Annotated in this window: 29 protein-coding genes and 1 riboswitch; of the genes, 17 read left to right on the top strand and 12 right to left on the bottom strand. The window is 35.3% G+C overall.

What is annotated here, in order from left to right:
• Positions 1–20: 20 nt before the first annotated feature.
• Positions 21–797, top strand: coding sequence for a tryptophan synthase subunit alpha (trpA, locus tag L2B55_RS11400; protein ID WP_237845626.1), 777 nt, complete (start codon positions 21–23; stop codon positions 795–797).
• Positions 798–811: 14 nt separating this feature from the next.
• On the top strand, positions 812–2,023 hold the full coding sequence (gene nhaA, locus L2B55_RS11405; protein ID WP_237845627.1) for a Na+/H+ antiporter NhaA: 1,212 nt from the start codon (positions 812–814) through the stop codon (positions 2,021–2,023).
• A 109-nt stretch (positions 2,024–2,132) separates the two neighbouring features.
• Here the strand turns inward: nhaA and L2B55_RS11410 are convergent, their stop codons facing one another.
• From L2B55_RS11410 to L2B55_RS11430, 5 genes are all read right to left on the bottom strand, one after another.
• Positions 2,133–2,303 carry a hypothetical protein gene (locus tag L2B55_RS11410; protein ID WP_237845628.1) on the bottom strand — a complete coding sequence of 57 codons (171 nt, stop codon included), beginning with the start codon at positions 2,301–2,303 and terminating at the stop codon, positions 2,133–2,135.
• The gene (locus tag L2B55_RS11415; protein ID WP_237845630.1) at positions 2,300–2,641 is read right to left on the bottom strand and encodes a PIN domain-containing protein; all 342 of its coding nucleotides are present in this window, start codon (positions 2,639–2,641) and stop codon (positions 2,300–2,302) included. Before L2B55_RS11415 ends, L2B55_RS11410 begins: the two co-directional genes overlap by 4 nt.
• A complete protein-coding gene (locus L2B55_RS11420) occupies positions 2,638–3,693 on the bottom strand; it encodes a helix-turn-helix domain-containing protein (protein ID WP_237845632.1) in 1,056 nt (351 codons plus the stop codon). Before L2B55_RS11420 ends, L2B55_RS11415 begins: the two co-directional genes overlap by 4 nt.
• Positions 3,694–3,855: 162 nt before the next feature.
• On the bottom strand, positions 3,856–4,470 hold the full coding sequence (locus tag L2B55_RS11425) for an L-threonylcarbamoyladenylate synthase (RefSeq protein WP_237845635.1): 615 nt from the start codon (positions 4,468–4,470) through the stop codon (positions 3,856–3,858).
• 86 nt (positions 4,471–4,556) lie between these two features.
• On the bottom strand, positions 4,557–5,081 hold the full coding sequence (locus tag L2B55_RS11430; protein ID WP_237845637.1) for a GNAT family N-acetyltransferase: 525 nt from the start codon (positions 5,079–5,081) through the stop codon (positions 4,557–4,559).
• A 204-nt stretch (positions 5,082–5,285) separates the two neighbouring features.
• Between L2B55_RS11430 and L2B55_RS11435 the strand changes: the two genes are divergently transcribed.
• Positions 5,286–6,011 carry an EcsC family protein gene (locus tag L2B55_RS11435; RefSeq protein WP_237845639.1) on the top strand — a complete coding sequence of 242 codons (726 nt, stop codon included), beginning with the start codon at positions 5,286–5,288 and terminating at the stop codon, positions 6,009–6,011.
• Positions 6,012–6,089: 78 nt separating this feature from the next.
• On the opposite strand, the gene L2B55_RS11440 is transcribed toward L2B55_RS11435, so the two are convergent.
• From L2B55_RS11440 to L2B55_RS11455, 4 genes are all read right to left on the bottom strand, one after another.
• Positions 6,090–7,307 carry an erythromycin esterase family protein gene (locus L2B55_RS11440; protein ID WP_237845640.1) on the bottom strand — a complete coding sequence of 406 codons (1,218 nt, stop codon included), beginning with the start codon at positions 7,305–7,307 and terminating at the stop codon, positions 6,090–6,092.
• A gap of 352 nt (positions 7,308–7,659) precedes the next feature.
• Positions 7,660–9,096 (bottom strand): asparagine--tRNA ligase, encoded by a 1,437-nt coding sequence (gene asnS / locus L2B55_RS11445; RefSeq protein WP_237845641.1) that lies wholly within the window; start codon positions 9,094–9,096, stop codon positions 7,660–7,662.
• A gap of 101 nt (positions 9,097–9,197) precedes the next feature.
• Complete coding sequence (gene sucC / locus L2B55_RS11450; protein WP_237845642.1) at positions 9,198–10,388, bottom strand: ADP-forming succinate--CoA ligase subunit beta; 1,191 nt, start codon at positions 10,386–10,388, stop codon at positions 9,198–9,200.
• 186 nt (positions 10,389–10,574) lie between these two features.
• Positions 10,575–11,390: a hypothetical protein gene (locus L2B55_RS11455; protein WP_237845644.1), complete on the bottom strand. Its 816-nt coding sequence runs from the start codon at positions 11,388–11,390 to the stop codon at positions 10,575–10,577.
• Between the two features lie 154 nt (positions 11,391–11,544).
• Here L2B55_RS11455 and L2B55_RS11460 point away from each other — a divergent pair, with 154 nt between their 5' ends.
• From L2B55_RS11460 to L2B55_RS11485, 6 genes are all read left to right on the top strand, one after another.
• Positions 11,545–11,877 carry a DUF3817 domain-containing protein gene (locus L2B55_RS11460; RefSeq protein ID WP_237845645.1) on the top strand — a complete coding sequence of 111 codons (333 nt, stop codon included), beginning with the start codon at positions 11,545–11,547 and terminating at the stop codon, positions 11,875–11,877.
• A gap of 46 nt (positions 11,878–11,923) precedes the next feature.
• Complete coding sequence (locus L2B55_RS11465; protein WP_237845646.1) at positions 11,924–12,598, top strand: ABC transporter ATP-binding protein; 675 nt, start codon at positions 11,924–11,926, stop codon at positions 12,596–12,598.
• 18 nt (positions 12,599–12,616) lie between these two features.
• On the top strand, positions 12,617–13,486 hold the full coding sequence (locus L2B55_RS11470) for an ATP-grasp domain-containing protein (protein WP_237845647.1): 870 nt from the start codon (positions 12,617–12,619) through the stop codon (positions 13,484–13,486).
• Between the two features lies 1 nt (position 13,487).
• Positions 13,488–14,096 carry a hypothetical protein gene (locus L2B55_RS11475; protein ID WP_237845648.1) on the top strand — a complete coding sequence of 203 codons (609 nt, stop codon included), beginning with the start codon at positions 13,488–13,490 and terminating at the stop codon, positions 14,094–14,096.
• A 122-nt stretch (positions 14,097–14,218) separates the two neighbouring features.
• Positions 14,219–14,334: riboswitch (SAM riboswitch) on the top strand.
• A gap of 157 nt (positions 14,335–14,491) precedes the next feature.
• Positions 14,492–15,733, top strand: a complete 1,242-nt coding sequence (locus L2B55_RS11480) for a homoserine dehydrogenase (RefSeq protein WP_237845650.1) — start codon at positions 14,492–14,494, stop codon at positions 15,731–15,733.
• 117 nt (positions 15,734–15,850) lie between these two features.
• Positions 15,851–16,501 carry an ankyrin repeat domain-containing protein gene (locus L2B55_RS11485; RefSeq protein WP_237845652.1) on the top strand — a complete coding sequence of 217 codons (651 nt, stop codon included), beginning with the start codon at positions 15,851–15,853 and terminating at the stop codon, positions 16,499–16,501.
• Between the two features lies 1 nt (position 16,502).
• Here L2B55_RS11485 and L2B55_RS11490 read toward each other — a convergent pair whose 3' ends face one another.
• Positions 16,503–16,727, bottom strand: a complete 225-nt coding sequence (locus tag L2B55_RS11490) for a PspC domain-containing protein (protein WP_237845654.1) — start codon at positions 16,725–16,727, stop codon at positions 16,503–16,505.
• A gap of 246 nt (positions 16,728–16,973) precedes the next feature.
• Here L2B55_RS11490 and L2B55_RS11495 point away from each other — a divergent pair, with 246 nt between their 5' ends.
• Positions 16,974–17,435: a hypothetical protein gene (locus tag L2B55_RS11495; protein ID WP_237845655.1), complete on the top strand. Its 462-nt coding sequence runs from the start codon at positions 16,974–16,976 to the stop codon at positions 17,433–17,435.
• An 83-nt stretch (positions 17,436–17,518) separates the two neighbouring features.
• Positions 17,519–17,938, top strand: coding sequence for an acyl-CoA thioesterase (locus L2B55_RS11500; protein WP_237845656.1), 420 nt, complete (start codon positions 17,519–17,521; stop codon positions 17,936–17,938).
• 49 nt (positions 17,939–17,987) lie between these two features.
• On the opposite strand, the gene L2B55_RS11505 is transcribed toward L2B55_RS11500, so the two are convergent.
• A complete protein-coding gene (locus L2B55_RS11505; RefSeq protein WP_237845657.1) occupies positions 17,988–18,509 on the bottom strand; it encodes a hypothetical protein in 522 nt (173 codons plus the stop codon).
• 345 nt (positions 18,510–18,854) lie between these two features.
• On the opposite strand from L2B55_RS11505, the gene L2B55_RS11510 reads away from it, so the two are divergent.
• Genes L2B55_RS11510 through L2B55_RS11520 form a run of 3 tightly spaced genes read left to right on the top strand, consistent with a single transcriptional unit; the run spans position 18,855 to position 21,884 of the window.
• Positions 18,855–19,898 (top strand): sensor histidine kinase, encoded by a 1,044-nt coding sequence (locus tag L2B55_RS11510; RefSeq protein ID WP_237845659.1) that lies wholly within the window; start codon positions 18,855–18,857, stop codon positions 19,896–19,898.
• Positions 19,899–19,929: 31 nt separating this feature from the next.
• A complete protein-coding gene (locus L2B55_RS11515) occupies positions 19,930–21,135 on the top strand; it encodes a sensor histidine kinase (protein ID WP_237845660.1) in 1,206 nt (401 codons plus the stop codon).
• Between the two features lie 11 nt (positions 21,136–21,146).
• Entirely contained in the window at positions 21,147–21,884 is a 738-nt protein-coding gene (locus L2B55_RS11520; RefSeq protein ID WP_237845661.1) for a LytR/AlgR family response regulator transcription factor, read from the top strand.
• Positions 21,885–21,982: 98 nt separating this feature from the next.
• Here the strand turns inward: L2B55_RS11520 and L2B55_RS11525 are convergent, their stop codons facing one another.
• The gene (locus L2B55_RS11525) at positions 21,983–22,966 is read right to left on the bottom strand and encodes a D-alanine--D-alanine ligase (protein ID WP_237845663.1); all 984 of its coding nucleotides are present in this window, start codon (positions 22,964–22,966) and stop codon (positions 21,983–21,985) included.
• A 209-nt stretch (positions 22,967–23,175) separates the two neighbouring features.
• Between L2B55_RS11525 and L2B55_RS11530 the strand changes: the two genes are divergently transcribed.
• From L2B55_RS11530 to mltG, 3 genes are read left to right on the top strand one after another with little or no spacing between them, the layout of a single operon-like run.
• Positions 23,176–23,946 (top strand): PASTA domain-containing protein, encoded by a 771-nt coding sequence (locus L2B55_RS11530; RefSeq protein WP_237845664.1) that lies wholly within the window; start codon positions 23,176–23,178, stop codon positions 23,944–23,946.
• Positions 23,946–24,248 carry a rhodanese-like domain-containing protein gene (locus tag L2B55_RS11535; RefSeq protein ID WP_237845665.1) on the top strand — a complete coding sequence of 101 codons (303 nt, stop codon included), beginning with the start codon at positions 23,946–23,948 and terminating at the stop codon, positions 24,246–24,248. Before L2B55_RS11530 ends, L2B55_RS11535 begins: the two co-directional genes overlap by 1 nt.
• A 24-nt stretch (positions 24,249–24,272) precedes the next feature.
• The gene (mltG, locus tag L2B55_RS11540; protein ID WP_338092182.1) at positions 24,273–25,301 is read left to right on the top strand and encodes an endolytic transglycosylase MltG; all 1,029 of its coding nucleotides are present in this window, start codon (positions 24,273–24,275) and stop codon (positions 25,299–25,301) included.
• The last annotated feature ends 41 nt before the right edge of the window (positions 25,302–25,342 follow it).

Below are 25,342 nucleotides of genomic sequence, written 5' to 3' on the forward strand. Positions count from 1 at the left end.
TAATTACGAGTTAAACAACTATGAACAATCGATTAATTGAACTATTCAAAAATAAAAATAAGGACCTGCTATCAGTTTATTTTACTGCCGGATACCCTCAATTAGATGATACACTAACAATTGCAAAAGCGCTGGAAAAAGCCGGAGCTGATTTTCTGGAAATAGGGTTCCCATATTCCGACCCTGTGGCCGATGGCCCAACCATTCAAAACAGTAGCCAAACTGCTTTACTAAATGGCATGAGCTTAAAAGTATTGTTTGAGCAGCTTAAAGAACTGCGTAAGCAAGTTTCTATTCCGGTCATCTTAATGGGTTATGTTAATCCGGTTTTGCAATATGGAGTTGAGAAATTTTGTGCAGATGCGGCAAGCGTGGGTGTTGACGGAGTTATTGTTCCTGACTTACCGATGTATGAATACGAGGAGCTATATAAAGACGTATTTGAAAAATATAATCTTAGCAACATCTTTTTGATTACCCCCCAAAGTTCTGATGAACGAATTAGAAAAATTGATCATTTAACAGAAGGATTTATTTATGCTTTATCTTCTTCATCCACAACCGGTAAGCAGTTAGCCCTTGAAGATGCACAAACAGATGCGTATTTTAAACGTTTAAAAGAATTGAAGCTTAAAAATCCATTAATGATTGGTTTTGGTATTAATGACAAGCATAGTTTTCAAAAAGCATGCTCTGCCGCCAGTGGAGCCATTATTGGTAGTGCTTTTGTGAAAACACTCGACAAAGTTGTTAATGCAACGCAGATCGACAGTTTTATTGCATCAATCAAACAATAACCCTAAAAATGAACATGTTACACCGAAAAATAGGAAAACGTATATTCAGGCCCTTTAGTGCGTTTTTAAAAACAGAGCAAGCTTCAGGGATTATCCTTATCGTGTGTACACTAGTTTCATTAGTTATTAGTAATAGTCAATTGGGTGAACAATATATTCACTTTTGGCATGAAAAAATTGGCCTAATTGGCTTTGGTTCAGAGTTTAAGCTAAGCATAGAACACTGGATTAACGATGGCTTAATGGTGATTTTCTTTTTGGTGGTAGGATTAGAGATAAAACGGGAGCTAATAAAGGGAGAACTGTCCTCTATAAGAAAAGCAACCCTTCCTATGGTAGCGGCTTTAGGCGGTATGTTAGTTCCAGCGGCCATTTACTTTATTATTAATAAGTCAACACCAACTGAACAAGGATGGGGTATACCCATGGCAACCGATATTGCATTTGCTTTAGGCATTCTTTCCCTACTTGGTAAACGAGTTCCAATAAGTATGAAGGTGTTTTTAACCGCACTGGCTGTTGTTGACGACTTAGGAGCAATAGTGGTTATTGCAATTGCTTACACAGAAAAAGTGGTTACCCAAAAGTTATTTATAGCCTTAGGAATTTTTACTTTCCTATTAATTTGCAATCGTCTTAAGGTAAAAAACATAATTGTTTATTTGATCGCGGGAGGGGTAATGTGGTACAATATGCTGCAATCAGGCATACATGCTACAATAGCGGGTGTTTTATTGGCAGCAACCATTCCAATGGAATCAGAGTTTGGCAATCAGTCGCCAGCCGAATTGCTAGAGCATCAGCTGCATCAGTTTTCTTCATTTATAATTATGCCCTTGTTCGCACTTGCTAATACATGCATAGTGTTCAATATTAACCTTGCAGATATCTACACTTCAAACTTAGGAGTAGGAATCATAGCCGGATTATTATTGGGTAAACCATTGGGAATTGCAGGTTTTTCCTTTCTAGCAATAAAACTGAAGTTGGCTTCATTGCCTTCTAAAGCTTCTCTGCAAAAAATAATTGGGATTGGTTTTCTGGGCGGAATTGGATTCACAATGTCTATATTCATTTCCATTCTCGCCTTTAAAACTCCTGAATATCAAAACTATGCTAAAATAGCTGTACTTACCGGCTCATTGCTTTCAGGCATGGCAGGTTATCTGCTTATCTACAGAAGCTCAAAGAAAACAGAGATAACCATGATTCCCACTGAAAATTGAGTCAAATTTATTTTATAACAAGGCCAATCTGCCTCATTAAAGGTAGATTGGCCCTAAAAATAAAACTCAAAGAAAGGGGGGAGGGTACATGTACGGTTATTAAGAAGTTTTAAATCCCTCTCCAATAAGCAATTCTGTTTTCACATTCGGTTTTAGGTAAGCCCAAACGTGGGTTTATTTTTTCCCTTAATTCGGCAAGTTTCTCTATTGCTGTTAAACCATCAATTGTGTGTTGCTCCACCATGAGGTCAAAAATCCACAAATGTCCTCTTACCGTCAATTTTTTGAACTGGCAAACTTTCTCAAATTATTATCGGAGGTAAGCAAATTTCCATCAACTTTTCTTGCACATACCATAGCGGAACAATCCTGTTCTGACAATTGTGGTTTTTCCATCTGAAAAAGTGAAATAGATATTAGTTCTTCTTCGGTAAATTCAACGATTTTCAATGATCCTGAATCAATAAATACTTTTAATTGTTCCAGCTGTTCTTCATGGAGTTCATCTAATATCAAATCGGTTGTATGAAATTCTACATTTAATGCAAAAAAGGACGGCAGTAATTGTAGCTTCACCAAATCTATTAACACATTAGCATCATTAACAACTACAATCATATTTCAATAAACTCGTCTCTAAAAGTTGCTAATTTTTGATTTGCCAGATTGGCGGCTTTGCTCATTGAAATAATTTCTTCGGCAGTTGCTCTATACAATAGTTGCTTAAAACGGGACGATTTTTCTTTACCTACATACTGACCAAAACCAATTTCTTTTTTTAAATTCTCGTTTCTATTTACCGATATACAAAATTGTATGTATCGGTCGTTTCCTATAATCTTTAAATCTCTCGCTCTTGCCATTGTTGCCTGAATTGAAATGCCGTAAGTTTCTTTTATGGCAATTAATTCTGACAAACTTATCTTTTTACGTGATTCACCTAATTCATGAAAAACAGTTTCTTTAGGAATCAACATCGCACCTGCAAATCTATGACATAGTTTTTCAATCAGTTTTTGGTCTAAATCCGATTGGAATGATAGTAATAAGTGTCCTAACTCATGCAAAGCTGTAAACCTCTTACGTTCAATAGAGAAGTTTGTATTAATTACAATAACTGGAACCGAATCATTTGCCCAACCCGAAAGACCATCAAAATTTTCGTCAGCATCTAACTCAATTACCTTAATTTCTTTATCTTCTAAAAGTTCTATAACATTAGGTAAAGCATTAAATCCAATTTTCCAATGTGTTAACAGTGAATCAACTGCTTTTTCTACATCATCACCGTCTTTTATAATGATATTTTTGATTGGATTGATAAAATTGGAGGATATATTGAGAAATTGTTCTAGCTCGATGTACTTAGCTATACTATCAGTAACTTTTTCCTTAATAGCACTAACTTCTTTTTTAGGAAGTTTGCTTTTCTTTCTAAATTCAATGTTTTCGATATTAACGGTATAAGGTCTAAAGAAATAGTCGGGTTTAACACTTAATGCATGCGCCAAAGCCAAAAGTACTTTGCTATCAGGCATCATTAAGCCTTGTTCATACTTAGTAATAGCATTATGGCTTACAACACCATGCATTTTTTCAGAGAGTTCACGTAAAGATAAACCAGACAAAGTTCTTGCAGACTTTATCCTTTTTGCAATTATATCTTTCATGTTAATTGAAATTGGTTTACAAAACTAAAATAAATATACAAAATGTAAACCAATTTTTATTAAATCTAGCTTCTAATCCACGATAATTATTTTTTAGATTCTGATGAATTTAGGTTTTGTGTATTTAATTTGGGATATTTTAACAACCACAAAAACACGCCGTTAAGCTCCCAAAACTCCTTTTCCCTGTCTTATCACCTCAATTTCACCACCGGTACAATCTACAACCGTTGAAGCCTCATTATCCCCGTAACCACCATCAATAACAATATCAACTAAATGCTCATATTTTTCATAAATCAGTTCCGGATCAGTAGTGTATTCCAGAATTTCATCCTCATCATGTATAGACGTTGATACGATAGGGTTACCGAGTTGGTTTACAATTTCGCGGGCAATATTATTATCCGGAACACGAATCCCTACTGTTTTCTTCTTACTGTTCAACAGCTTTGGAACTTGTCCACTGGCATTAAAAATAAATGTAAAAGGACCTGGCAAATGTTGCTTCAACATCCTGAAAATACTGGTATCAATAGGTTTAGTATAGTTGCTCAAATGACTTAAATCATAGCAAATAAATGACAAATTAGCTTTCTCTGGTTTTATTCCTCTTATTTGACAAACACGTTCAATTGCTTTTTGATTGGTAATATCACATCCTAAACCGTAAACGGTATCTGTTGGATAAATAATTACACCACCTTTTTTTAAACATTCAACAATTTGATCAATTGCTTTAGGACTCGGGTTTTCAGGATAGATTTTCAGTAACATGGTAAACAAAGATAGGTAGATAAATGAAAAGAGGAAGAATGTAGTAAACTACTCATTCTTCCTCTTTTCTATAATTGAACGATAACCTAAGCAAAAAACTTGTCTTTAGAAATGGCATATTGAAGTGTTGGGCCAATATCATATTCCATAGCCTTTTCGAACCACATTCCAGTTTTTGCAAAAACTTTTATAGAAGCTAAGTTTTCGGCATGGGCACGACCTACAATTTTATCCATCATTAACTTCTTGAATCCATATTCCAAGCATCCTTTGCTTGCCTCAGTAGCAATTCCCTGTCCCCAAAATTTACTTAAAATACGATACCCTAAATCAATATCATTGTACTCAGGAATATACTTAAGTCCACACCAACCCATAAATTCATTGGTATCTTTTGACAGAATCGCCCAACGCCCAAAACCATATTCTTGATAATGGGTATAATCATTGATAAATGACCGGGCTTCATCAACCGAATTAAAGGGTGCATCACCGGTAAATTTCATTACCTCAGGAGCAAGATTTAACTGAAACATGCCTTCAGCATCTTCCGGCAAAAACTCACGTAACACAAGCCTATTGGTTTCGAAAAGGAAAGGAGCGTTATTCATACTTTTTCAGTTTACAGTGTGATTAAATAACTTATATTGAATTATTAACCAAAATAAAAAAATGTTTTATATAATTAAAATAAAATTTAAAATTAAATATTAACAAATTAACAATCTTATATTTTGATAATTAATAATTTCTCAATATAAAATTTACATAGCATTAACAAATAGTTATATAACACTTTTTAGTACTTTATGTGCATGATTAGCTATGAACAGCAAATATTAAATGAACTGGAGGTTTGGAAATTATCAATGCAAAGGAACCCTTCACTTTCTGATAAGTTCTCTAAATCCGTTCAAACCCGAATAAACAGATTGATTCCGGAAAAAGTTCATCAAGTGTTAACATCAGCCATAAAGCAGATGATTAGAGGTGTTCTGGCAGGGGCTGAATTCATCAATCCTGTCCCGCACAAGTTTACCAATCTTGAAGAAACAGAAATTGAGGTAAAAGCACGCATCGATTTTTACAGTAAAACAGCAACCGCAGAAGGAGCCCTTACCGGAGCCGGTGGTATATTATGGAGCTTTGCTGACTTCCCTTTATGGCTCAGCATAAAAATTAAAATGTTATTTGAGATAGCATCAATATATGGTTTTGATACTAGTGATTACAAGGAGCGCATTTACATTTTGCATATTTTCATGCTTACATTCTCAAGTAGACAACATCGAAAAGAAGTGTATCAATCCATGGCCAATTGGACTGATTATAGCCAACATTTACCAAATGACATTCATCAATTTGACTGGCGTAGTTTTCAACAGGAGTATCGTGATTATATTGATTTGGCTAAGCTTATCCAATTGATTCCGGGCATTGGAGCTGTAACAGGAGCATACATAAACCATAAACTAACCAACAAATTGGGTATTATGGCAATGAATACTTATCGAATGAGAATGAATATATCTAAATCTTAAACTAGAATAGCAAGGTATATAAAAGATAAAAGCTGTTTCAAGTCTGAAACAGCTTTTATCTTATTTATTTCTTGAATTTTAATCCCAAGCGCGCCTTGTTTTATCAAAAAACACTATTAAATCAAAATTTTTAGAGATTGACAGCTTTTTTTTCTCCGGAATACTTAATGCACCAATCAATCTCATATCAAGGGGTTCCGTTAAAAAGGAATTCAAGATAGAAACTTTGCTAGCGGAATCAACATCAAGAATAAAATTTTTAAACTTACACTGTTTAAAATAATATTCGTACCCTTTACTCGTGTTAACTTCCGGGTAATAAAGCGGTTGAAAATTTGAAACGGGTTTATTTTTTGCAATAAATTTTCTTACGTTTACCTCCCCATGGTTAAAATCTGTAGCAATAACAAAATATTTTGAACCATATTTTTCATTAAGATACGTTCCCATAATTGGGTAGTTTAAATAGCCTTTCTTTGCAACGTGACCATTGTGTGCCCAGGTAATTAACTTATTGTTTGGGGTTCTTTCTATTATCCAAATTGCATTATAAGCCATAGTTTGGTCTCTAAAACCATTATCCTCATAACCATCAGGATTGCCTATTTGGCTAAGTAAAGTTATATAATGTTTAATAAGCTCATTATTACATGCTTTTTGTAGATTCTTAATGGTTCCTTTAAGTTCATTTAAATCTTTCCTTTTTACCATAGCATAACCAGAGTTTTTAACTTTCTCTAATAATAACTTATCCGCTGTTTCTATTTCCGGAAACACCTTTAATATTTTATTTATGATATTGTCGAAGTTTCTAACTTCTAAACCATAAACATGTACTTTTTCTGCAATAGCCTTAGTCTGATTGTATTTTTTTAACCATTCAATCATTGGATGATTCGTATATAGTAATGCCGAACCAGGTAATGATATTAAACTATCGGTTTTGCTATTAATGTAATCATCAATCTTTTCAATTGCGATATAATCGCTTTCAAAACTTATCGCTTTATAATGCATATTGGTTACTAAAAAGCGGATCAATCTATCTTTATAATCATAAAATTCACGAGTGCCGTGGGTAGCTTCTCCCAAAGAAATTATTTCTTTGTCTTTTAAAGTCTCTTTCAAAAAATCAATATCCTCAAAGCTGCTATCAGCCTTAATAGTGTTTATCGGCTTAATAATAGCATTTAGGTTGCTTATAATTTCTGCTGTTTTGTCTTGGGCAATAGATTGGGCAGGATAAATACAAACAAAGAATGTTAGGATTGAAATAGATGTTTTTAAATAATTCATTTTATAAGAATTTAATATTCCTTTAAATATTTAATTAAAACACATAACGATATTTTTTTAACTTTTATTTTGCATTAAACATGCGATAAACCTTTGCCATAACGGCAATACGATTGAAGTTAAAAAGCTGATAGGATACTTATCTTCCTTCGAAATTGTAAAACAGGTAGCTAAAAATCCTAAAAAACTGACCAGCCACAAGAGGATAAGGCATTAAATGCTGCGATGGCAATGGGACTAAAAGGAGGATTCTAACAAAGAAGAAACAAGATTTTTGGCAAAAGCCTCATAAACAAAAAGCTGCTCCTAATCGGAACAGCTTTTCTTTTATCTAAATTTTTAGGCATTAAACCTAAAACTCTGCATTTTTAGGAGTACGAGGAAATGCAATCACATCACGGATATTGGTCATTCCGGTTGTGAACAACACCAAACGTTCAAATCCTAAACCAAAACCGGCATGCTCGCATGCTCCAAAACGACGGGTATCTAAGTACCACCATAATTCTTCGGTTGGAATACCCATTTCATTCATGCGTTGTGTTAGTTTATCCAAACGTTCTTCACGTTGCGATCCTCCCACTAATTCACCAATACCTGGCACCAAAATATCCATGGCTCTAACAGTTTTACCATCCTCGTTCTGACGCATATAAAATGCTTTAATATCCTTAGGATAATCTGTTAAAATTACCGGCTTCTTAAAGTGCTTTTCTACTAAATAACGCTCGTGCTCTGATTGTAAATCAGCGCCCCAATCTTCAATCAGATACTGGAACTTCTTGTTTTTATTTTGTTTTGAGTTCTTCAAAATATCAATAGCCTCGGTGTATGTAACACGCTCAAAGGCATTGTTAGTTACAAACTCAAGCTTTTCAATCAACCCCAATTCAATACGCTCATTTTGAGGTTTTTGCTTTTCTTCATCTGCTAAGCGTTGAGCTAAAAACTCTAAATCCTCACGGTTATTCTTAAGAACATAACCAATAACATATTTAATGAATTCTTCGGCAAGGTTCATATTATCAACCAAGTCGTAGAAAGCCATTTCCGGCTCGATCATCCAAAACTCCGCCAAGTGACGCGTTGTGTTTGAGTTTTCAGCACGGAACGTAGGACCAAAGGTATAAATCTCCCCAAATGCCATGGCTGCAAGCTCACCTTCAAGCTGCCCCGATACGGTTAGATTCGTCGCTTTTCCAAAGAAATCTTGCTTATAATCAATTTCGCCTTCTTCATTACGCGGAGGGTTACCCAGCTCCAATGTAGTTACCTTAAACATCTCGCCGGCACCTTCAGCGTCAGAAGCGGTAACGATTGGTGTATGCATATACACAAACCCTTTTTGGTTAAAGAATTCATGAACAGCAAATGCCAAAGCATGACGAACGCGGAATACTGCGCCAAAAGTGTTGGTACGGAAACGCAAATGAGCGTTTTCACGTAAGAATTCCAGGCTATGCTTTTTAGGCTGAATAGGGTAGGATTCAGGATCGCAATCACCCAAGATCTCTACACTCGTTGCTTTTATTTCTACCTTTTGACCTTTACCAACCGATTCAACTAGTTCACCGGTAACAGAAACTGCCGCACCGGTAGTAATACGCTTCAATAATGACTCATCAGTATTATTGAAATCAACAACCGCTTGTATATTATTAATAGTTGATCCGTCGTTTAGAGCGATGAATTGGTTGTTGCGGAAAGTGCGCACCCAACCTTTGATAGTTACCTCTGAACCATAAGCAGTTGATTCAAGGACCTCTTTGATGCGTGTTCTTTTTACCATCTTATAATTGAATTTGTATCTAAAAAGTCCATGATTTATAGTCCAAAAAATTAAGACTATAAACCATGGACTATGGTCTATGGACTGTATGTCCGATTAAACTATGCTAAAACTTTGGCTACCAAATCAGCAGCTTCTTTTAACTGAACAGCTGAATAAACTTTTAATCCCGACTCATCAATTAATTTTTTGGCTTCAACGGCGTTAGTTCCTTGTAAACGAACGATGATAGGAACAGGAATATTACCAATGTTTTTATAGGCGTCAATTACACCTTGAGCAACCCTGTCGCCGCGAACAATACCACCGAAAATATTGATCAAAATAGCTTTAACATTAGGATCTTTTAAGATAATATTGAAACCGGCTTCAACAGTTTTAGCAGAAGCAGTACCACCTACGTCTAAGAAGTTAGCTGGCTCACCACCTGCTAATTTAATGATGTCCATGGTAGCCATTGCTAAACCTGCACCATTTACCATACAACCTACGTTACCATCTAATTTAACGTAGTTTAAGTTAGATTTACCTGCCTCAACTTCTGTAGGATCTTCTTCTGATTCATCGCGCATGGCAGCAAGGTCAGGATGACGATATAAGGCATTCTCATCAAGATTTACCTTAGCGTCAACCGCTAAAATTTTATTATCAGAAGTTTTTAATACAGGATTGATCTCAAACATTGATGAATCAGTTGCTTCGTATGCTTTGTATAAAGCCACAACAAATTTCACCATGTCTTTATGCGCTTCTCCTGTTAAACCTAAATTAAAGGCAATTTTACGAGCTTGGAATCCTTGTAAACCTACTTTAGGGTCAATTTCTTCTTTAAAGATTTTTTCCGGAGTGTGTTCAGCAACTTCTTCAATATCCATCCCACCTTCGGTAGAATACATAATGATGTTGCGTCCTTTTGCACGATCTAACAAAACGCTCATATAAAACTCAGCAGTTTTGCTGTCGCCAGGGTAGTAAACATCTTGTGCAATTAATACTTTGTTTACTTTTTTACCTTGAGGTCCTGTTTGAGGAGTAACCAGTTGCATGCCAATAATTTGGCTTGATAATGCTTTTACATCATCCAATGATTTTGCAAGCTTAACACCTCCGCCTTTACCGCGGCCACCGGCATGAATTTGAGCTTTAACAACCCACCAGCCTGTTCCTGTTTCGGCTTGTAACTGTTTGGCTGCTTCAACTGCTTGTTCAGGAGTTTCGGCTACTATGCCTTCCTGAATACGAACTCCAAAACTCTTCAGAATGGATTTCCCCTGGTATTCGTGAATGTTCATCTACGGATAAAATTTACTTTTTAGGTAAAATAGACGGCTGTTTACCGCCTATTCTAATTGCGCCGTAAAAGTAGTATTTATCACTTATTTTTAAAACCTGCAGGCAATTTTTTACTATTCTAATTATGCTTTTTTTATTAAAGGTGTTCTTGATTCAATTTTGCCTGTTACGGCATTCAAAATCCTTTAGTTTAATTGACTCTCGTTGGGGAGTTTACCATTCTTATACACTAACCTTTCATAGCCTTTTATATTTTCATACTCCCATTCAACATCTAATCTTTTCCCTTTAAACTGGGATTGATTCATCTTTAGTCTTTTAATCACTGAATCCTCTTTAACTATTTGCAAGTTTACCCAGTAGCTTCCTTCTTCATTTTTTCCCAGCACCAGATACTCAATATTTTTATCCTGCTTAATTTCATAAAAAGGCAAATCAAATTCACCAGAACGGTCAAGTGCTCTTTTTAAGAAGGCAGCTTTAAAGGCAAACCCCGAAGTATCAGGTGTAAAGGACGAAAAAGGGAGATTTGCAAGTTTATTTTCTTCATCACTTTTACGTTCCACTGCTTTCAAAACTTTTAGGCCGCTATCCAAATAAATCTTAACTTCAACAAATTGATTATTACTTCCCATACTTGTTTTTTCATTTAACTCAGCAAAAACTGGTTTATCACCCTTTAAGTAAATATTCAATCTGCGGTAGCTAAATTCACCTCTGTGCCCATCTTCAATCAGGGCGACTTCTTTATTATTCTTATAATATACACTAACGTCAAACGAGAAATCTCCTAGGTTGTAGCGTAAACTGCGTTTGTACTCCAACTTAGGAAGTTCACCCTTAATTGCATTTACATACTTATCTATTTCCAATTGTTGATTTCCCAAAGTATTTTCGACAGATAAAGAGTCTGGCTTACTTGTTTCACTTGGTTTATGTCCGCTGGTACAAGCAGCCAAATACCAACTCGCACTAAGCAGAAACACTATATGTAATTTCATAATAGGGAGTTATTAATCCATTTAAATTTAGCTAAATTCTTACAAATGGGTCAGCGCCATTTATATAGGCGCGTTGCTTTTAATTTCATTGTCAAAATTTTATTTCCATTGCTCAAGTTTTAATCATAGTACCTATTGCGCAAACTTTAAAGTAATGCTTAAAAAATACGGACAAAGCTTAGTCGGCCGTTTCAGAGCCATAGCCTTTTTAGAAGGCGTTTCGTTTGTTTTACTGATGTTTGTGGCCATGCCCATCAAATACGTGCTTGGTTATCCTGAGGTAGTAAAAATATGTGGCTGGTTTCATGGCTCGCTGTTCGTGGCTTATGTATTATTACTTATACAAGTTGTAATTGAATACCAATGGAAATTTTCCCGTTCATTATTGGCCTTTATAGCTTCACTATTACCTTTTGGAACCTTTATTTTGGACGATAAAGTATTAAAATCGATTCATGAGGCTGAACTAGCAGTAAAAAGCAAGTAATTGATATTACGGGTCAACTGTTCATCAATTTTCCTATTTTTGAGCTATGCTAAAAGCCCATAACCTTCATAAATCATACGGGAAACTTGAAATTTTAAAAGGCGTTGACCTTCATGTCGAAAAGGGTGAGGTGGTCTCCATAGTTGGAGCTTCAGGTGCCGGCAAAAGTACCTTTTTGCATATTGCAGGGACTTTAGATAATGCCGACAGTGGGTCATTGATATTGGATGGGGTAGATGTATCTAAATTAAGCCCGAAAAAATTAAGTGAGTTCAGGAATCATAAAATTGGCTTTATTTTTCAATTCCATCATTTATTGCCTGAGTTTACAGCCCTTGAAAATGTTTGCATACCAGCATTTATAGCAAAAAGAACTAAGGCTGAAGCTGAAAGAAAAGCAACTGAGCTTTTAGAACTTTTAGGATTGAGCAGCCGCTTAAGCCACAAGCCATCTGAACTTTCAGGAGGTGAACAGCAACGTGTTGCTGTGGCCCGGGCATTAATTAATCAACCTTCCATTTTGTTGGCCGACGAGCCCTCTGGCAACCTTGATTCTACAAACGCTAAAGAACTTCATCAATTATTTTTTGATTTACGTGAGCGGTTTAATCAAACTATTGTTGTAGTAACCCATAATGAAGAATTAGCCGGCATGGCTGATCGTGAATTATTGATGAAAGACGGAAGAATTGTTTACGCTCAGCAATCTGCTATTCTTTAAATTAAAACAAAACATTGCATGTCGCAAACTAAAGTACTGCTCACCGGAGCCCAATTGCCCCAAACCGAGCAGATTTATAATGCATTAAGCTCAGGTCAGTATACAGTTTTTTTAGCTGATACGAGTGATCTAACAGGAGATTTTTTTGTTCAAATCCCTCTATACTCAGATAGTGCTTTTGCACATAAAATATTAAAATTGTGTCTCGACAATGAGTTCAAGGTTGTCATTCCACAAATACCTGCTGAAATAAAGGCCTTGGCACCTGCAAAAACACTATTTGCCGAATACGGAATTGCTCTAATTTGCCCTGACAAGCGAATTAATGATCTGCTTTCAGATCTTAGCCTTTTATATACAACACTGCAAGAAGAAAAAGTTTCCGTTCCAGCCTTTAGGAAAGTGGAAAATGTCGAAAACTTTGCTCCGGCGATGTTGCAATTAGGTTATCCTTCAAAAAAAATAAAAGTAGAACCTGTTAATGCTGCAAAACCAACGGATTTTCGAATTGTAGACGATACTGTTAATACATATGGTCTATTATTTCCCGATCCTGAACTTCCTTTAATTAGCTACACTCATCTTTCCAAATTGATTGCTGCTGATAATTTTCCACCACTTGTGTTTTCTGAATTTGAGAATGGAGTTGAATTAACTTATTCTGCAGATTTCTCGAACGGTGTATTACAAACTAAATCAACAGAAGAGGTTGATTTGATTAAGTCGTTAGCAGTGGGCATTGCTTCAATATTAAAACTAAACGGAAATTTCAGATTTAGCTTTGTTCAAGCTGCAAAGGGGTTTAATTTGATCAAATTAAATTGGAACCTTCCTGAAACCGATAAACTATTAACTTTTATAAATAACGAACTACAGAAACTGGATTAAGATGCAGGAGTTGATTGATAAATACCCGACTAAAACCACCTTTATTTTTGAATTAGACAATGTAATTTTTCCGGCAAAGGATTATGACTTACAGGTTTACTACCTTTTTGGTCAGTTTATGGAATTTACCTTACCGGGAATTCATGAAAGTAAACGGATTTTAGATTTTCTGGTATTAAAACATGGAACTATGCCTCGTGCTGAACTGATAGATACTACAATTGAACATTTTGCCATACCACCTGATCTTAAAGAGAATTTCGAACGTTTATTCAAAATTGCACGTTTGCCATTAAAGTTATTGATGTTCAAGCAAACACTTGAGTTTATGCAAACGCTGGTAACCGACCGTAAGCGATTGTTTATTTTAGCTGAAGGAGAAGTAGAGGAGGAGTTGAACAAAATAAAGCAAATTGAATGGAACGGACTGGAAAATTACCTGAAAGTTTATTTTATTGAAGAATCAGAAGGCAAAAACTTTCACTCCACCTTTGATAGGCTAGTGAACGAAAACCAATTGTCAACAGAAGAACTTCTTTGGGTATCAAATCAAAAGATTGAAGTCCCAGGCATAACTGTATTACCGGTATCAGATCTGGTTAAAGTTTAATTTAATATTCGTTAAAGAAAGCAGAAACAAGAAAATTGTACTTGATTTCTTCTTTTTTTAAAATTCTATTTGCATGGCATTTGTAAAACCCTTTACTTTGCGGCAGTAAAAGTTCTTTAAAATTCTTATCCAGAAAGACGGAGGGACAGGCCCTGTGAAGTCTTAGCAACCTTAATGATCTTGCATTAAAAGGTGCTAATTCCTGTGACACAATTAGTTGATGTCATGAAGATAAGCTAGTAGAATATTCCTATTCAATATTTTTCCTCCCTTGCCTTCTTGTACAAACTTAACCTGTCATAGATAATATTGACTTTTTGCGTATTTGCCTCATAATCCTTTTTCGGCATCAGAATTAAAACCTTTTACAGCTAACTTTTTGCTGACAAACAATTATGAGTACAAAAATTAAATTAGGTTTATTTGGATTTGGCTGTGTGGGCCAGGGTTTATACAATGTTTTAAACCAAACAGAAGGGATTAAAGCAGAGATTGTTAAAATTTGTGTTAAAAACCCAAACAAAAAAAGAAGCTTACCTGCTGAATATTTCTCTTTTGACAAAAATGATATTCTTTTTAACGAGGATATTAACGTTGTTGTTGAGATGATTGATGATCCAGAAGCTGCATTTGAAATTGTTAAAACAGCTTTGAAAAGCGGTAAAGCAGTTGTTTCAGCCAACAAAAAAATGATTGCTGACAATTTTGATGAGCTATATGAATTACAAAAACAATACAACGCACCATTGTTGTATGAAGCTTCTGCTTGTGCGAGTATTCCAATCATAAGAAATCTTGAAGAATACTATGACAATGACCTTTTAGGCGCTGTGGAAGGTATTTTTAACGGATCAACCAATTATATTTTAACCAAGATTTTTAAAGATAATATTGATTTCTCAACTGCTTTAAAACAGGCTCAGGAAATCGGTTTTGCGGAAACAGACCCAACCCTTGACGTTGAAGCCTATGATCCTAAATACAAGTTATGTATTATTTTGGCTCACACATTCGGTTTGTTTGTAAAACCTGAAGAAGTGTTCAACTACGGAATTCAAAATTTGTCAACCTTCGACATTCAGTACGCCAATGAAAAAGGCTATAAAATTAAATTGGTTGCTTTTTGCCGTAAGGTGGAAAACAAAATTGTAGCAGGCGTTCTTCCTCGTTTTATTAAGCCGGATAACAAGCTTTTCAATATTGAAAATGAATATAACGGCATTTTGGTAGAAAGTGCTTTCACCGAATCTCAGTTTTTTGCCGGAAAAGGCGCAGGAAGTAATCCAACTGGTTCAGCAGTATTATCAGACATTTCGGCCTTAACTTATAACTATAAATACGAGTACAAGAAGCACAACAGATCTGCTAAAGTTGAATTAACAAATGACTTTACAATAGATCTGTACGTTAGATATTCAACGGCTAATCCTATCGATATTAGTTTATTTTCCAACATTAAAGAGTCATACTCTAATCATGAGTCGGCTTACATAGTGGGAACTATTAATTTTGCAGAGTTACGCCGCTCAGATTTATTGAAACGCAAGGACATTAACCTTATTGTTGCTTCAGATGCCAAATTTGAAGTCATTCAAAATAGTATACAAAGCAAAAGTCAAGAGCTTGTATCGGCCTAATTTAGAAAGTTTTATAAATAAAAAAATGCCCGTCCAACAGTTTTGTTGAGCGGGCATTTTTATTTATATTCAATTCTCTAACACTAGCTTACACTAACTTAAAAACACCCACATGCAATGGAAGCAACAGCCGAATTAATCAAAGCCATCGAATCTAATGAAAAATCAACAGTTGAACGTTTAATTAACTCTGAACCTGAACTGGCAAGCTCAACACTTTCGTCGGGTTTATCTGCCTTGCTATTAGCATCCTATTATAGGCATAAGGAGTTAATTGATATACTATTGAGCAATAGGGTTCAAATTGATTTACATGAGGCATCGGCAATTGGTCGGGCTAGTTTAGCTGATGAATTGTTGGAGTGCGATCCGTTTTCTGTTAATTCATTCTCTGTAGATGGTTTTACACCATTAGGTTATGCTTGCTATTTTGATCATTATGAAACAGCCAAACTGCTGATTGAATGCGGGGCCAATGTAAACTTAGCTTCAAACAACGAATTTAAAGTAGCGCCAATTCATTCGGCCGTTGCCTGTCAAAGTATAGAAATTACTCAACTACTGATAGAGCACCGAGCCAATGTAAATGTTGCACAAATACGGGGAGTAACACCACTGCACACGGCAGCGCACTCAGGAAACCAAAAACTTGTTGAAATTTTAATAGAAGCCGGCGCCGATAAAGAGGCCCAAACCGATGATGGCCGAACACCTTTTGAAATGGCCGTTGAGAAAAAGCATAAAACTCTCAAACGCTACTTAGTGTAGCCTACATTTCCCAGATATTACTTCTCCTACGTTGTTTAAGGTATATACGTACGTCTAAAACCAAAGCTGCAAAAAGGTAAAAAATGATTGGAAAACCTACGGCAATAAATGAGGAGTAAATAAAAAACAAACGAAGTTTTGAGGTTGAAATATTAAATTTTTCAGCAATGTAGCTGCAAACGCCAAAAGAACGACGTTCAAAAAAGCAGATTATTCGTTGTAGCATTTCATTAAAATATTTACACCATTAGCGCAATTTAAGCATTTTTTCTTATCGCAATAAATGGTTTTGAAATGTAATAACGCTTTAGTTTGCCCTCCATTATGTGGAGGTAAATTAAAAGTTTGAAAAAAGCCATGTAATCGTGTCGTTTTCCAAATAATAAGTTTCCATAGGGGCAATGTAATAAAGATGTTATTATACAACCATTGGTGTTGTTTTTGGCATCTATCAGGTATAAAAGTATTCATTATGAAAAGAATTATAATCCTGGTAATTGCTCTCATTGCGTTTGGAGGTATTCATGCAAAAGCCCAAGTATCTGTAAATGTGAACATTGGAACTCCGCCTATGTGGGCTCCATACGGATATAGCGAAGTTCGTTACTATTATTTGCCTGATGTTGCTTGTTATTATGATGTATATGATGCCCGATTTATCTACAACAACGGCCACACATGGGTAAGAGTTTCCTCATTACCAAGTCGCTATCGTGATTATGATTTATATTCCGGATATAAAGTTGTATTAGATTATCGTGGTCGTGCACCTTATGAATATTATCACTCTCACCGGTCAAGATACCCAAGAGGATATTGCGGGCCAAGGCAAATAACTTACAGAGAATATCATTCACATTATGATGATCATGGCTATAAACACAAACATGGAAAGGGACACAAAGGTCATGGCCACGGTCATCATGACGATTAAAACAAGTTTTACATCATTTTGCAGAAAGCCGGATTCACACTCCGGCTTTTCGTTTAATTTTACGTTCTCAAATTTTAAAGTATATGAGCGAAAAGACTTATTCGGTTTTTGAAAGCGAGTTACAAGTACGCCCTGATGATATTGACATGAATAATCATGTTCATAACAGTAAATATTTTGATTATGTACTGGCTGCCCGTTATGATCAGATGGAACGGTTTTATAAAATGCCGATGGAAGAGTTTTTGGCTCTTAACTATGGCTGGGTAATCAATACGGCATTTGTCGAGTATAAACGTCCGTTATTACTTGGCGACCGGTTTACTGTTAAAACCTGGATTATAAGTATTGCCAAAAAGGATTTGAAAGTAGGTTTTGAAATCTATCGGAATAAAACCGGGAAGTTATGCAGCAATGGTTGGTTTGATTACACTATGGTAAATACGAAAACCGGTAGGAGTGAGGTTATTCCTGAGTGGATTATTGAGCGGTATGCAATTTAATGATATATAGTCCGCTTGAGTTACCAAAGCGGACTATATAAACAACTGCTTATTCTTCATTTGATGCACTTGAGTCTTTTATTGTAATATTAGTAAGACGTTCAATTTCATTCATTGATCCGTCTTCCAGTCTAACAGAAATTAAATATTGGCTGTCTTCCAAACCTACCAACCAAATACTTCGTCCTTCCTGACTTACATGTATTGCTGAAGTGATCGAATAATCAAAGTATTTACTTTTTACTTGTGCTCTTATTTCTTTTGGCAAATTCTTCTCAAATCCATATGTGAGGTGATACACAAGTTCTCCATTTTTGGTAAATACAGCCTGATTTTTCTGGTCATCCATGATAAACTTTGCTACGAATCTTTGATCAATTTCTACCCATTTAACATTTGTGGCACTTTTGAATAAGTCATGAAATGATTTTGAAACCTTTTGGTTGATTATTGTTGAACTGCTTGAACTGGAAACCACCACATCAGGAAGATTAACCTGGGCAAGCGTGCTGTTTACATGTATTATTGAAAACAGAATCCCCACAAAAAGGGAACTAATTAGCTTTTTCATGGCATTTAGTTTTAGGGTTATACAACACTTTTAATAACTCATTATAAAAGTATTGTAATAATTAATCCCATATTTTTTATTTAGCCTAACATCTATTGCAAGTATATACTCGCCTGATTTTAAGTAACCACTTCCGTTAGTCATCGAAGTGAGCCATTCGTCCTCTAAAAAGTGCTATTGGTCGAATTAATGTTTCAAAAAGAGGGTTTGATAAAATCAATCATTAAATTTATATCCCCATAGTCATAGAAAATGAAAAACTATGATTTTATATTTTCAAACAAGTTTCCCTACCGGATCTTACGGCATGCGACATTTTGGGTAATTTGGTATTTGTATATACTTGTGATTTATCTACTAACTCCATTTTATAACTCGCATAAAGAATCATTCTTTGATGAGAATTACAAGAACCTGTTAATTATTGTTTTCTTTATAACTGTAAGGCACGCATTTGTTTTTTATATCTTTTATAGTTTTTTAACTCTGGAAGGAAGTGCAAGAAAAAAAATCACCCTGGCAATTACAGGCTTTTTAATTGCTATTGCAGCTAATAGCCTCATGTGGTTTATGAGATTGGACATTTACTACTCAATTTCAAAATCCTGGCAAATAATTAGGGTAGAAATTATACGAGATATAACCTATAATATTTATACGCTTTTTGTATTGGCTGCTTCAATTAAATTGGGCAAACATCTGGCTAAAAAGCAAAAAGAAAACACATTATTGCTCCGGGAAAAATTAAACGCTGAACTTCAATTGCTGAAAGCACAGGTCCACCCTCATTTCTTGTTTAACACTTTAAACAATATTTATTCGTTTATACTTACTTCCAATCCAATTGCCCCTGATTTGATATTGAAATTATCAAACCTCATGCATTATATCATTACCGAATGCAATCATCCTAAAGTTCAGTTAACAAAAGAAATAGAGATGATTGAAAGTTATATAGAACTTGAAAAAATTCGTTATGGTAAAAGACTGGATCTTGATATTTCAATCATAGGCAATCTCGAACATAAATCAATAGCGCCGCTTTTGTTATTACCCTTCATTGAAAACAGTTTCAAGCACGGCGCCAGTACCCAGTTAGAAAATTCATGGATAAAGGTTGAATTGTTAATCTCTGAACGAAATTTAACAATGAAGCTAATCAATAGTAAACCATTAGATTCAGATCAACACGTTACCAAAAACGGAGGAATTGGTTTAGTAAATGTTCAAAAACGATTGCAGTTGCTTTATCCTAATCAGCATACATTACGCATTAACTCTGATCGGGAAGTTTTCAGTATTTATTTAGAAGTAGCTTTAGAGGAAGAATTTAGCAGTGAGCCTGACGCTTTAAAAGAACCTTATTTTCCACTGACCCAAACAGCCTGATTTATTTAAGAATAACAAAATTGTGCTTTTTATGACACTTCATGAATTTATATTTTCAGAGAAACTAACCGTTCGTTTGCTTCGTCATATCATTTTCTGGCTTACATGGGGTGTATTTTTTTTAGTCACAATGGGGTCCACTCTTATGCAAGAAATGATCAACAATACCTTGGGTGAACATCCAATAGAGTTTTATTGTTTAGATACTTTGTTCTGGATAATAACCATACATATACCCGGCTGTTATGCATTCGTTTATTTCTTGTTACCCAAATACATCCTTAAAAAAAAACTCATAGGTTCTATACTGGGAATCATTTTGCTTTTGAGTTTTTTTGCTTTCGTTGATTATTTGATTTGGCTACCCCCTGATCAAAAATACTCTATATTCAATTTTGGTAAGGATGTACCTAATAAAGGTTATACCTTACGAACAGTTTGGCGATATGGTCTTTTTGTTCCGCCTGAAGGAAGCGACGGGCAATTGATGTACCATCTTCAAGGAGGCTTATTTTCTTCACTAAAAATCATAGGTGCGGCAACGGCAATTACACTGTTTAAACGATGGTACCTTAAACAACAAGAAAACGAACGGATTGAAAGAGAAAAAGTTAAAACTGAATTAGCATTATTAAAAACGCAAATGCATCCGCGGTTTCTGTTCAATGCACTAAATACCATTTATACTTATTCTTTAACCGCAACGGATAAAGCAGCGAATATGGTTTTGAAACTCTCTGATGTACTGAGTTACATGCTTTATGATTGCGACCAATCTCAAGTGCCTTTAAAAAAAGAAATACACATGTTGAAAGATTATGTGGCAGTAGAAAAACTAAGGTATGATGATCGTTTAGATATACATTTACAAGTAAATGGGAATGCCAGTAGTAAATTAATTGCACCCTTAATCTTACTACCATTCGTAGAAAATGGTATACGCAATTGTGCTGACTCTTCAATTGAACAGCCATGGATTAATATTATTATCAACATAACTGAATCGGAATTACATTTTAAACTGACAGGCAGTAATTCAGGGAAATCACAATCTATTGATGAATCAGAAAGTCTGCTAGATTTAAGAAAACGTTTAGATTCGGTGTACTCACAAAAACACAAATTCAGTGTTTTAGCCCAGGAGGATGCCTACATACTCTCTCTTAAACTGGATTTGGAAAACGTTGGTGATACTGCTATGGGTGAATTAATTGCCGAAAACCCAGCTCTAACCTAATTTGATCTATCATGTTAACCGAAGGCAAAATACAATGTTTGATAGTGGACGATGAACCACCGGCCCTTGATGTTTTGCAAAAATACATTGAAGCAGTTCCCAGCCTGGAGCATGTAGGCAGCTGCTTAAACTGCGTTGAGGCACTTGGTTATTTACAGAACAAAAAAATAGACCTTCTATTTTTGGATATAAAAATGCCGCAACTTCTGGGAACGGATTTCGTGAGAACATTAAAAAATCCGCCGAAAATAATTTTCACCACTGCCTTTAGAAAATATGCGATTGAAGGGTTTGAGTTAGATGCTGTAGATTATTTACTGAAACCTATTTCATTTGATCGCTTCATTAAAGCGGTGAATAAAGTGCTGGAAACCCAATTATTGTCAAATGCAGGCAACTCAGAAATCAGCAGTGGTTCAAATTCTAAAAACGAAGCATTTATTTATTTCAGAGCCGATCGTAAGATGATTAAAGTATTCTTGAAGGATATTCTTTATGTTGAAAGTCTGAAGGATTACATCAAAGTCATCACCCCCACCAAACAAATTATTACTAAACAATCTATTTCATCGCTCGAATCCATGCTACCTGAAGATCAGTTCATTAGAATTCATCGCTCTTATTTAGTTGCAATTGATAAAATTGATTCGTTTACAGCTGATGATATTGAAATTGAAAAGAAAGAATTGCCGATTGGTCGCATGTACCAGCATGAAATAAGTAAGCTTCTAAAAGCGATGAACAGGTAAAAGACTGATTTTAGAGTTAGGTTAATTTTAGAAGTACGAATTTTCATCGATTCTAAAATCGGCTTGACAATCGTACTTCTAAAATCGTATTTCTGCAATTATCTCATTGCTTCTTCAATTAACGAAGAGTAAAACTCGCTGATATTCCAACCCATTGCAGCTACCTGTTGAGGAATTAAACTGGTTTCAGTTTGGCCCGGCACAGTGTTGACTTCCAGGAAATAAAACGCATTAGAACCTTCTTCCAAGAAGAAATCAATACGCACCACACCACGGCAGTTTAAACGAGCATAAGAACGTTTAAGATTTTGGTGAACAACTTTTAATGTTTCCGGATCTATGTCAGCCGGAGTTATTTCTTCAGTCATTCCAGGGGTATACTTGGCTTCAAAATCAAAAAATTCTTTCGAACTTTTAATTTCAGTTACAGGCAATACTGTTATTTCGCCATTACGTTTAACCACTCCGCAAGTAAATTCCCGGCCTTTAATGAACTCCTCTACTAAAACTTGATCGTCTTCTTTAAAAGCTTTCACAATTGCCTCATCAAGTTCCTCGGCGAGCTTCACTTTTGAAGTTCCTAAGCTTGAGCCACCATTATTGGGTTTAACAAAAACCGGAAGTTTTAATTTAGAAAGAATCTCTTGGGAACTAACTTTTTGATCATGATACAATTGTAGTGATTTGGCAACATTTACACCAGCAGAAGCCACAACACAATTGGTATAGCTTTTATTGAAGGTTAGTGCCGAACTGAAACTATCACAAGTAGTATACGGAATTTCAAGCATTTCAAAATACCCTTGTAACATTCCATCTTCGCCAGGGGTGCCATGAATGGCGATAAACACACAATCGAACTTTATTTTTTCTTTGCTAATGTTTAATGAAAAATCATTTTTATCAATCTCATAAGCCGCGCCACTGGCATCAGTATAAGTCCAGCCGTTACGGGTAATTATAATTTTGTAAACAGTGTATTTATCTGAAGGGATACTTTTTTCAATTTGAGCAGCAGATTTTAATGACACCACATATTCACCTGAGTAACCTCCGGCAAGCAAGGCAATTGTTTTTTTCATCTATAGCAATATAAAATTATCTGAACGTTGTTGTTTTATGATCAAGACAAATATAAACCAATTAACTATTTATGCAGTTCTAAGAAAAAAACAATATTTGAAGGTTTAATAAATCAATTTATTGTTTTGATATAAAGCAGCTTATTATTAATCGGCTATTTTTTATTAAAACTTTAATTAAGTTTGGATTCAATTAGATTATACCTTTCATGTTTAAGAAACTGGTTGCATTTATAGTTACACCCGAATTTCGTAAAAATCTTCTGATAGCCATTGTAATGGTGTTTTTCCTTATTCTCATCGCTATTTTTTCTTTAAGGATATTTACCAAGCATGGCGAAAGCCTGACCTTACCTGATCTTTCCGGCTTAACAATTGAACAGGCCAAAGAATTGGTTGCTTCAGGAAGTATCGAGTTTAAAGTAGATACTGTTTACATACAAGGAAAACAGGCTGGAACTATTGTTCAACAAGATCCCGACCCGAAAACAGAAGTAAAAGAAGGTCGTACGGTTTATCTACTTATACAATCTTTGGTACCTCCACAAGTTAAATTACCAGATCTCGAAGGGAAAACCCTTGCAGAAGCCCGTGCTATCATTGAAGGATATGGTTTAAAAGTGGGGGAGATGACCTATAAATCAGATATAGCCAAAGATGTGGTTTTGGGTATAACTTATAAAGGAATGAGTATAAGTGCAGGTGCTGGCCTTGCCAAGGGAGCTACGGTAGGTTTAGTATTGGGCAATGGTTTTGGAGCAGCCGCAATTTCAATCCCTGACCTTACTGGTTTGACCTTACAAGAAGCAATCTTTACTATCAGAGGTAATTCACTATTGTTAGGTAAAGTAACTTTCGAAGGACCAATAACTGATTCTGCCAGTGCTAAAGTTTTTAAACAAGAACCTCCTGCAGTTTTAGGCGATACAACAACCATTCAGCAAGGTTCTATGATCAATATTTATTTACGGCAAGAATAATGGATATAAGTGCAAGAGAACTGAAAGATAGGCTGGAACAAAAAGAAGCACTAAATATAATTGATGTTAGAGATTTGATGGAATTTCAAACTTATAACATCGGAGGTCGGCACATCCCATTAGGCAAGCTGGCACAAGAAATAGAAGAGTTTGATTTTGAGAAAGATGATGAATTAATTCTAATTTGCGCTCACGGAGTAAGAAGCCGTACTGCGGTTAATTTATTAGAACAATCAGGCTTTTCAAATGTTCGTAACCTGAAAGGTGGGATTTTATCACTGAGAAAGTTAAATGAATTATAACCAACCAACTAATTAATAGGCACATTGAAAAAGATTATTTTAACGGTAATTGTAGCAATAGCGATCGGCGCTTTATCGGTTGCCGGTTACTTTTACTTTAAACTTTTAAAGCCTAACACAGGCGATTTTGAACAGAAAGCATATTTATTCATTCCAACGGGAGGAACATTTAAAAATGTAATCGACAGTTTAGAGAAAAATCACTTGTTGAAAAACATTAACACCTTTAAATGGAGTGCTGACTTTATGAAATATAACGACAGCAATATTAAAGCCGGACGCTATAGAATAAATAAAGGAATGAACAACAGAGCTATTATAAATATGCTCAAGGCCGGCAATCAGGAACCTGTTCGATTAACATTTAACAACATCCGTATAAAATCTCAATTTTCGGGATACGTTGCCCGTAAACTTGAAATTGATTCGGTAAAATTCCTGGCTATGCTTAATGATGAACAGTTCGTTGGCAAGTTCGGGTTTACTCCTGAGACTGTTTTTACCATGTTCATTCCTAATACTTACGAGTTATTTTGGAACACTAATCAGCAAAAGTTTTTCAGCAGAATGTATGATGAATATCAAAAATTCTGGACTTCTGATAGAAAGAAAAAAGCTGAAACTTTGGGTTTAACGCCTGAAAAGGTTTGCATTTTAGCATCAATTGTTTACTGGGAAACCAAAAGGACCGATGAAATGCCTATGGTAGCCGGCGTTTATTTGAACAGATTGCATAAAGGAATGAAATTGGAAGCAGATCCTACGGTTATTTTTGCCGAAGGTGATTTTTCTATCTCAAGGGTACGTGGTAAAATGATGTCTAACCAATCTCCGTATAACACCTACGTTCATACAGGATTGCCTCCTGGGCCAATATCCATGCCTTCTGTTACAGCAATTGATGCCGTATTAAATCCCAAAAAGCATAACTACATTTATTTTTGTGCTAAAGATGATTTTTCGGGGTATCATGCTTTTGCCGAAACCATGGAACAACATATGGTGAATGCCCGTAAATTCCAGAAGGCACTTAATGACCGTGGAATCAACTAAGAGAACGATATCTATATTAAAATGCAGCGTTTATGATCATT

This window comes from Solitalea lacus, from assembly GCF_022014595.1.
Taxonomy (GTDB): Bacteria; Bacteroidota; Bacteroidia; order Sphingobacteriales; family Sphingobacteriaceae; genus Solitalea; species Solitalea lacus.

Bases quoted from the DNA above. Each gene is read 5' to 3' on its own strand.
- trpA (WP_237845626.1), top strand. From the start codon at position 21: ATGAACAATCGATTAATTGAACTATTCAAAAATAAAAATAAGGACCTG.
- nhaA (WP_237845627.1), top strand. From the start codon at position 812: ATGTTACACCGAAAAATAGGAAAACGTATATTCAGGCCCTTTAGTGCG.
- L2B55_RS11415 (WP_237845630.1), bottom strand. From the start codon at position 2,641: ATGATTGTAGTTGTTAATGATGCTAATGTGTTAATAGATTTGGTGAAG.
- L2B55_RS11420 (WP_237845632.1), bottom strand. From the start codon at position 3,693: ATGAAAGATATAATTGCAAAAAGGATAAAGTCTGCAAGAACTTTGTCT.
- L2B55_RS11425 (WP_237845635.1), bottom strand. From the start codon at position 4,470: ATGTTACTGAAAATCTATCCTGAAAACCCGAGTCCTAAAGCAATTGAT.
- L2B55_RS11430 (WP_237845637.1), bottom strand. From the start codon at position 5,081: ATGAATAACGCTCCTTTCCTTTTCGAAACCAATAGGCTTGTGTTACGT.
- L2B55_RS11435 (WP_237845639.1), top strand. From the start codon at position 5,286: ATGATTAGCTATGAACAGCAAATATTAAATGAACTGGAGGTTTGGAAA.
- L2B55_RS11440 (WP_237845640.1), bottom strand. From the start codon at position 7,307: ATGAATTATTTAAAAACATCTATTTCAATCCTAACATTCTTTGTTTGT.
- asnS (WP_237845641.1), bottom strand. From the start codon at position 9,096: ATGGTAAAAAGAACACGCATCAAAGAGGTCCTTGAATCAACTGCTTAT.
- sucC (WP_237845642.1), bottom strand. From the start codon at position 10,388: ATGAACATTCACGAATACCAGGGGAAATCCATTCTGAAGAGTTTTGGA.
- L2B55_RS11455 (WP_237845644.1), bottom strand. From the start codon at position 11,390: ATGAAATTACATATAGTGTTTCTGCTTAGTGCGAGTTGGTATTTGGCT.
- L2B55_RS11460 (WP_237845645.1), top strand. From the start codon at position 11,545: ATGCTTAAAAAATACGGACAAAGCTTAGTCGGCCGTTTCAGAGCCATA.
- L2B55_RS11465 (WP_237845646.1), top strand. From the start codon at position 11,924: ATGCTAAAAGCCCATAACCTTCATAAATCATACGGGAAACTTGAAATT.
- L2B55_RS11470 (WP_237845647.1), top strand. From the start codon at position 12,617: ATGTCGCAAACTAAAGTACTGCTCACCGGAGCCCAATTGCCCCAAACC.
- L2B55_RS11475 (WP_237845648.1), top strand. From the start codon at position 13,488: ATGCAGGAGTTGATTGATAAATACCCGACTAAAACCACCTTTATTTTT.
- L2B55_RS11480 (WP_237845650.1), top strand. From the start codon at position 14,492: ATGAGTACAAAAATTAAATTAGGTTTATTTGGATTTGGCTGTGTGGGC.
- L2B55_RS11485 (WP_237845652.1), top strand. From the start codon at position 15,851: ATGGAAGCAACAGCCGAATTAATCAAAGCCATCGAATCTAATGAAAAA.
- L2B55_RS11490 (WP_237845654.1), bottom strand. From the start codon at position 16,727: ATGCTACAACGAATAATCTGCTTTTTTGAACGTCGTTCTTTTGGCGTT.
- L2B55_RS11495 (WP_237845655.1), top strand. From the start codon at position 16,974: ATGAAAAGAATTATAATCCTGGTAATTGCTCTCATTGCGTTTGGAGGT.
- L2B55_RS11500 (WP_237845656.1), top strand. From the start codon at position 17,519: ATGAGCGAAAAGACTTATTCGGTTTTTGAAAGCGAGTTACAAGTACGC.
- L2B55_RS11505 (WP_237845657.1), bottom strand. From the start codon at position 18,509: ATGAAAAAGCTAATTAGTTCCCTTTTTGTGGGGATTCTGTTTTCAATA.
- L2B55_RS11515 (WP_237845660.1), top strand. From the start codon at position 19,930: ATGACACTTCATGAATTTATATTTTCAGAGAAACTAACCGTTCGTTTG.
- L2B55_RS11520 (WP_237845661.1), top strand. From the start codon at position 21,147: ATGTTAACCGAAGGCAAAATACAATGTTTGATAGTGGACGATGAACCA.
- L2B55_RS11525 (WP_237845663.1), bottom strand. From the start codon at position 22,966: ATGAAAAAAACAATTGCCTTGCTTGCCGGAGGTTACTCAGGTGAATAT.
- L2B55_RS11530 (WP_237845664.1), top strand. From the start codon at position 23,176: ATGTTTAAGAAACTGGTTGCATTTATAGTTACACCCGAATTTCGTAAA.
- L2B55_RS11535 (WP_237845665.1), top strand. From the start codon at position 23,946: ATGGATATAAGTGCAAGAGAACTGAAAGATAGGCTGGAACAAAAAGAA.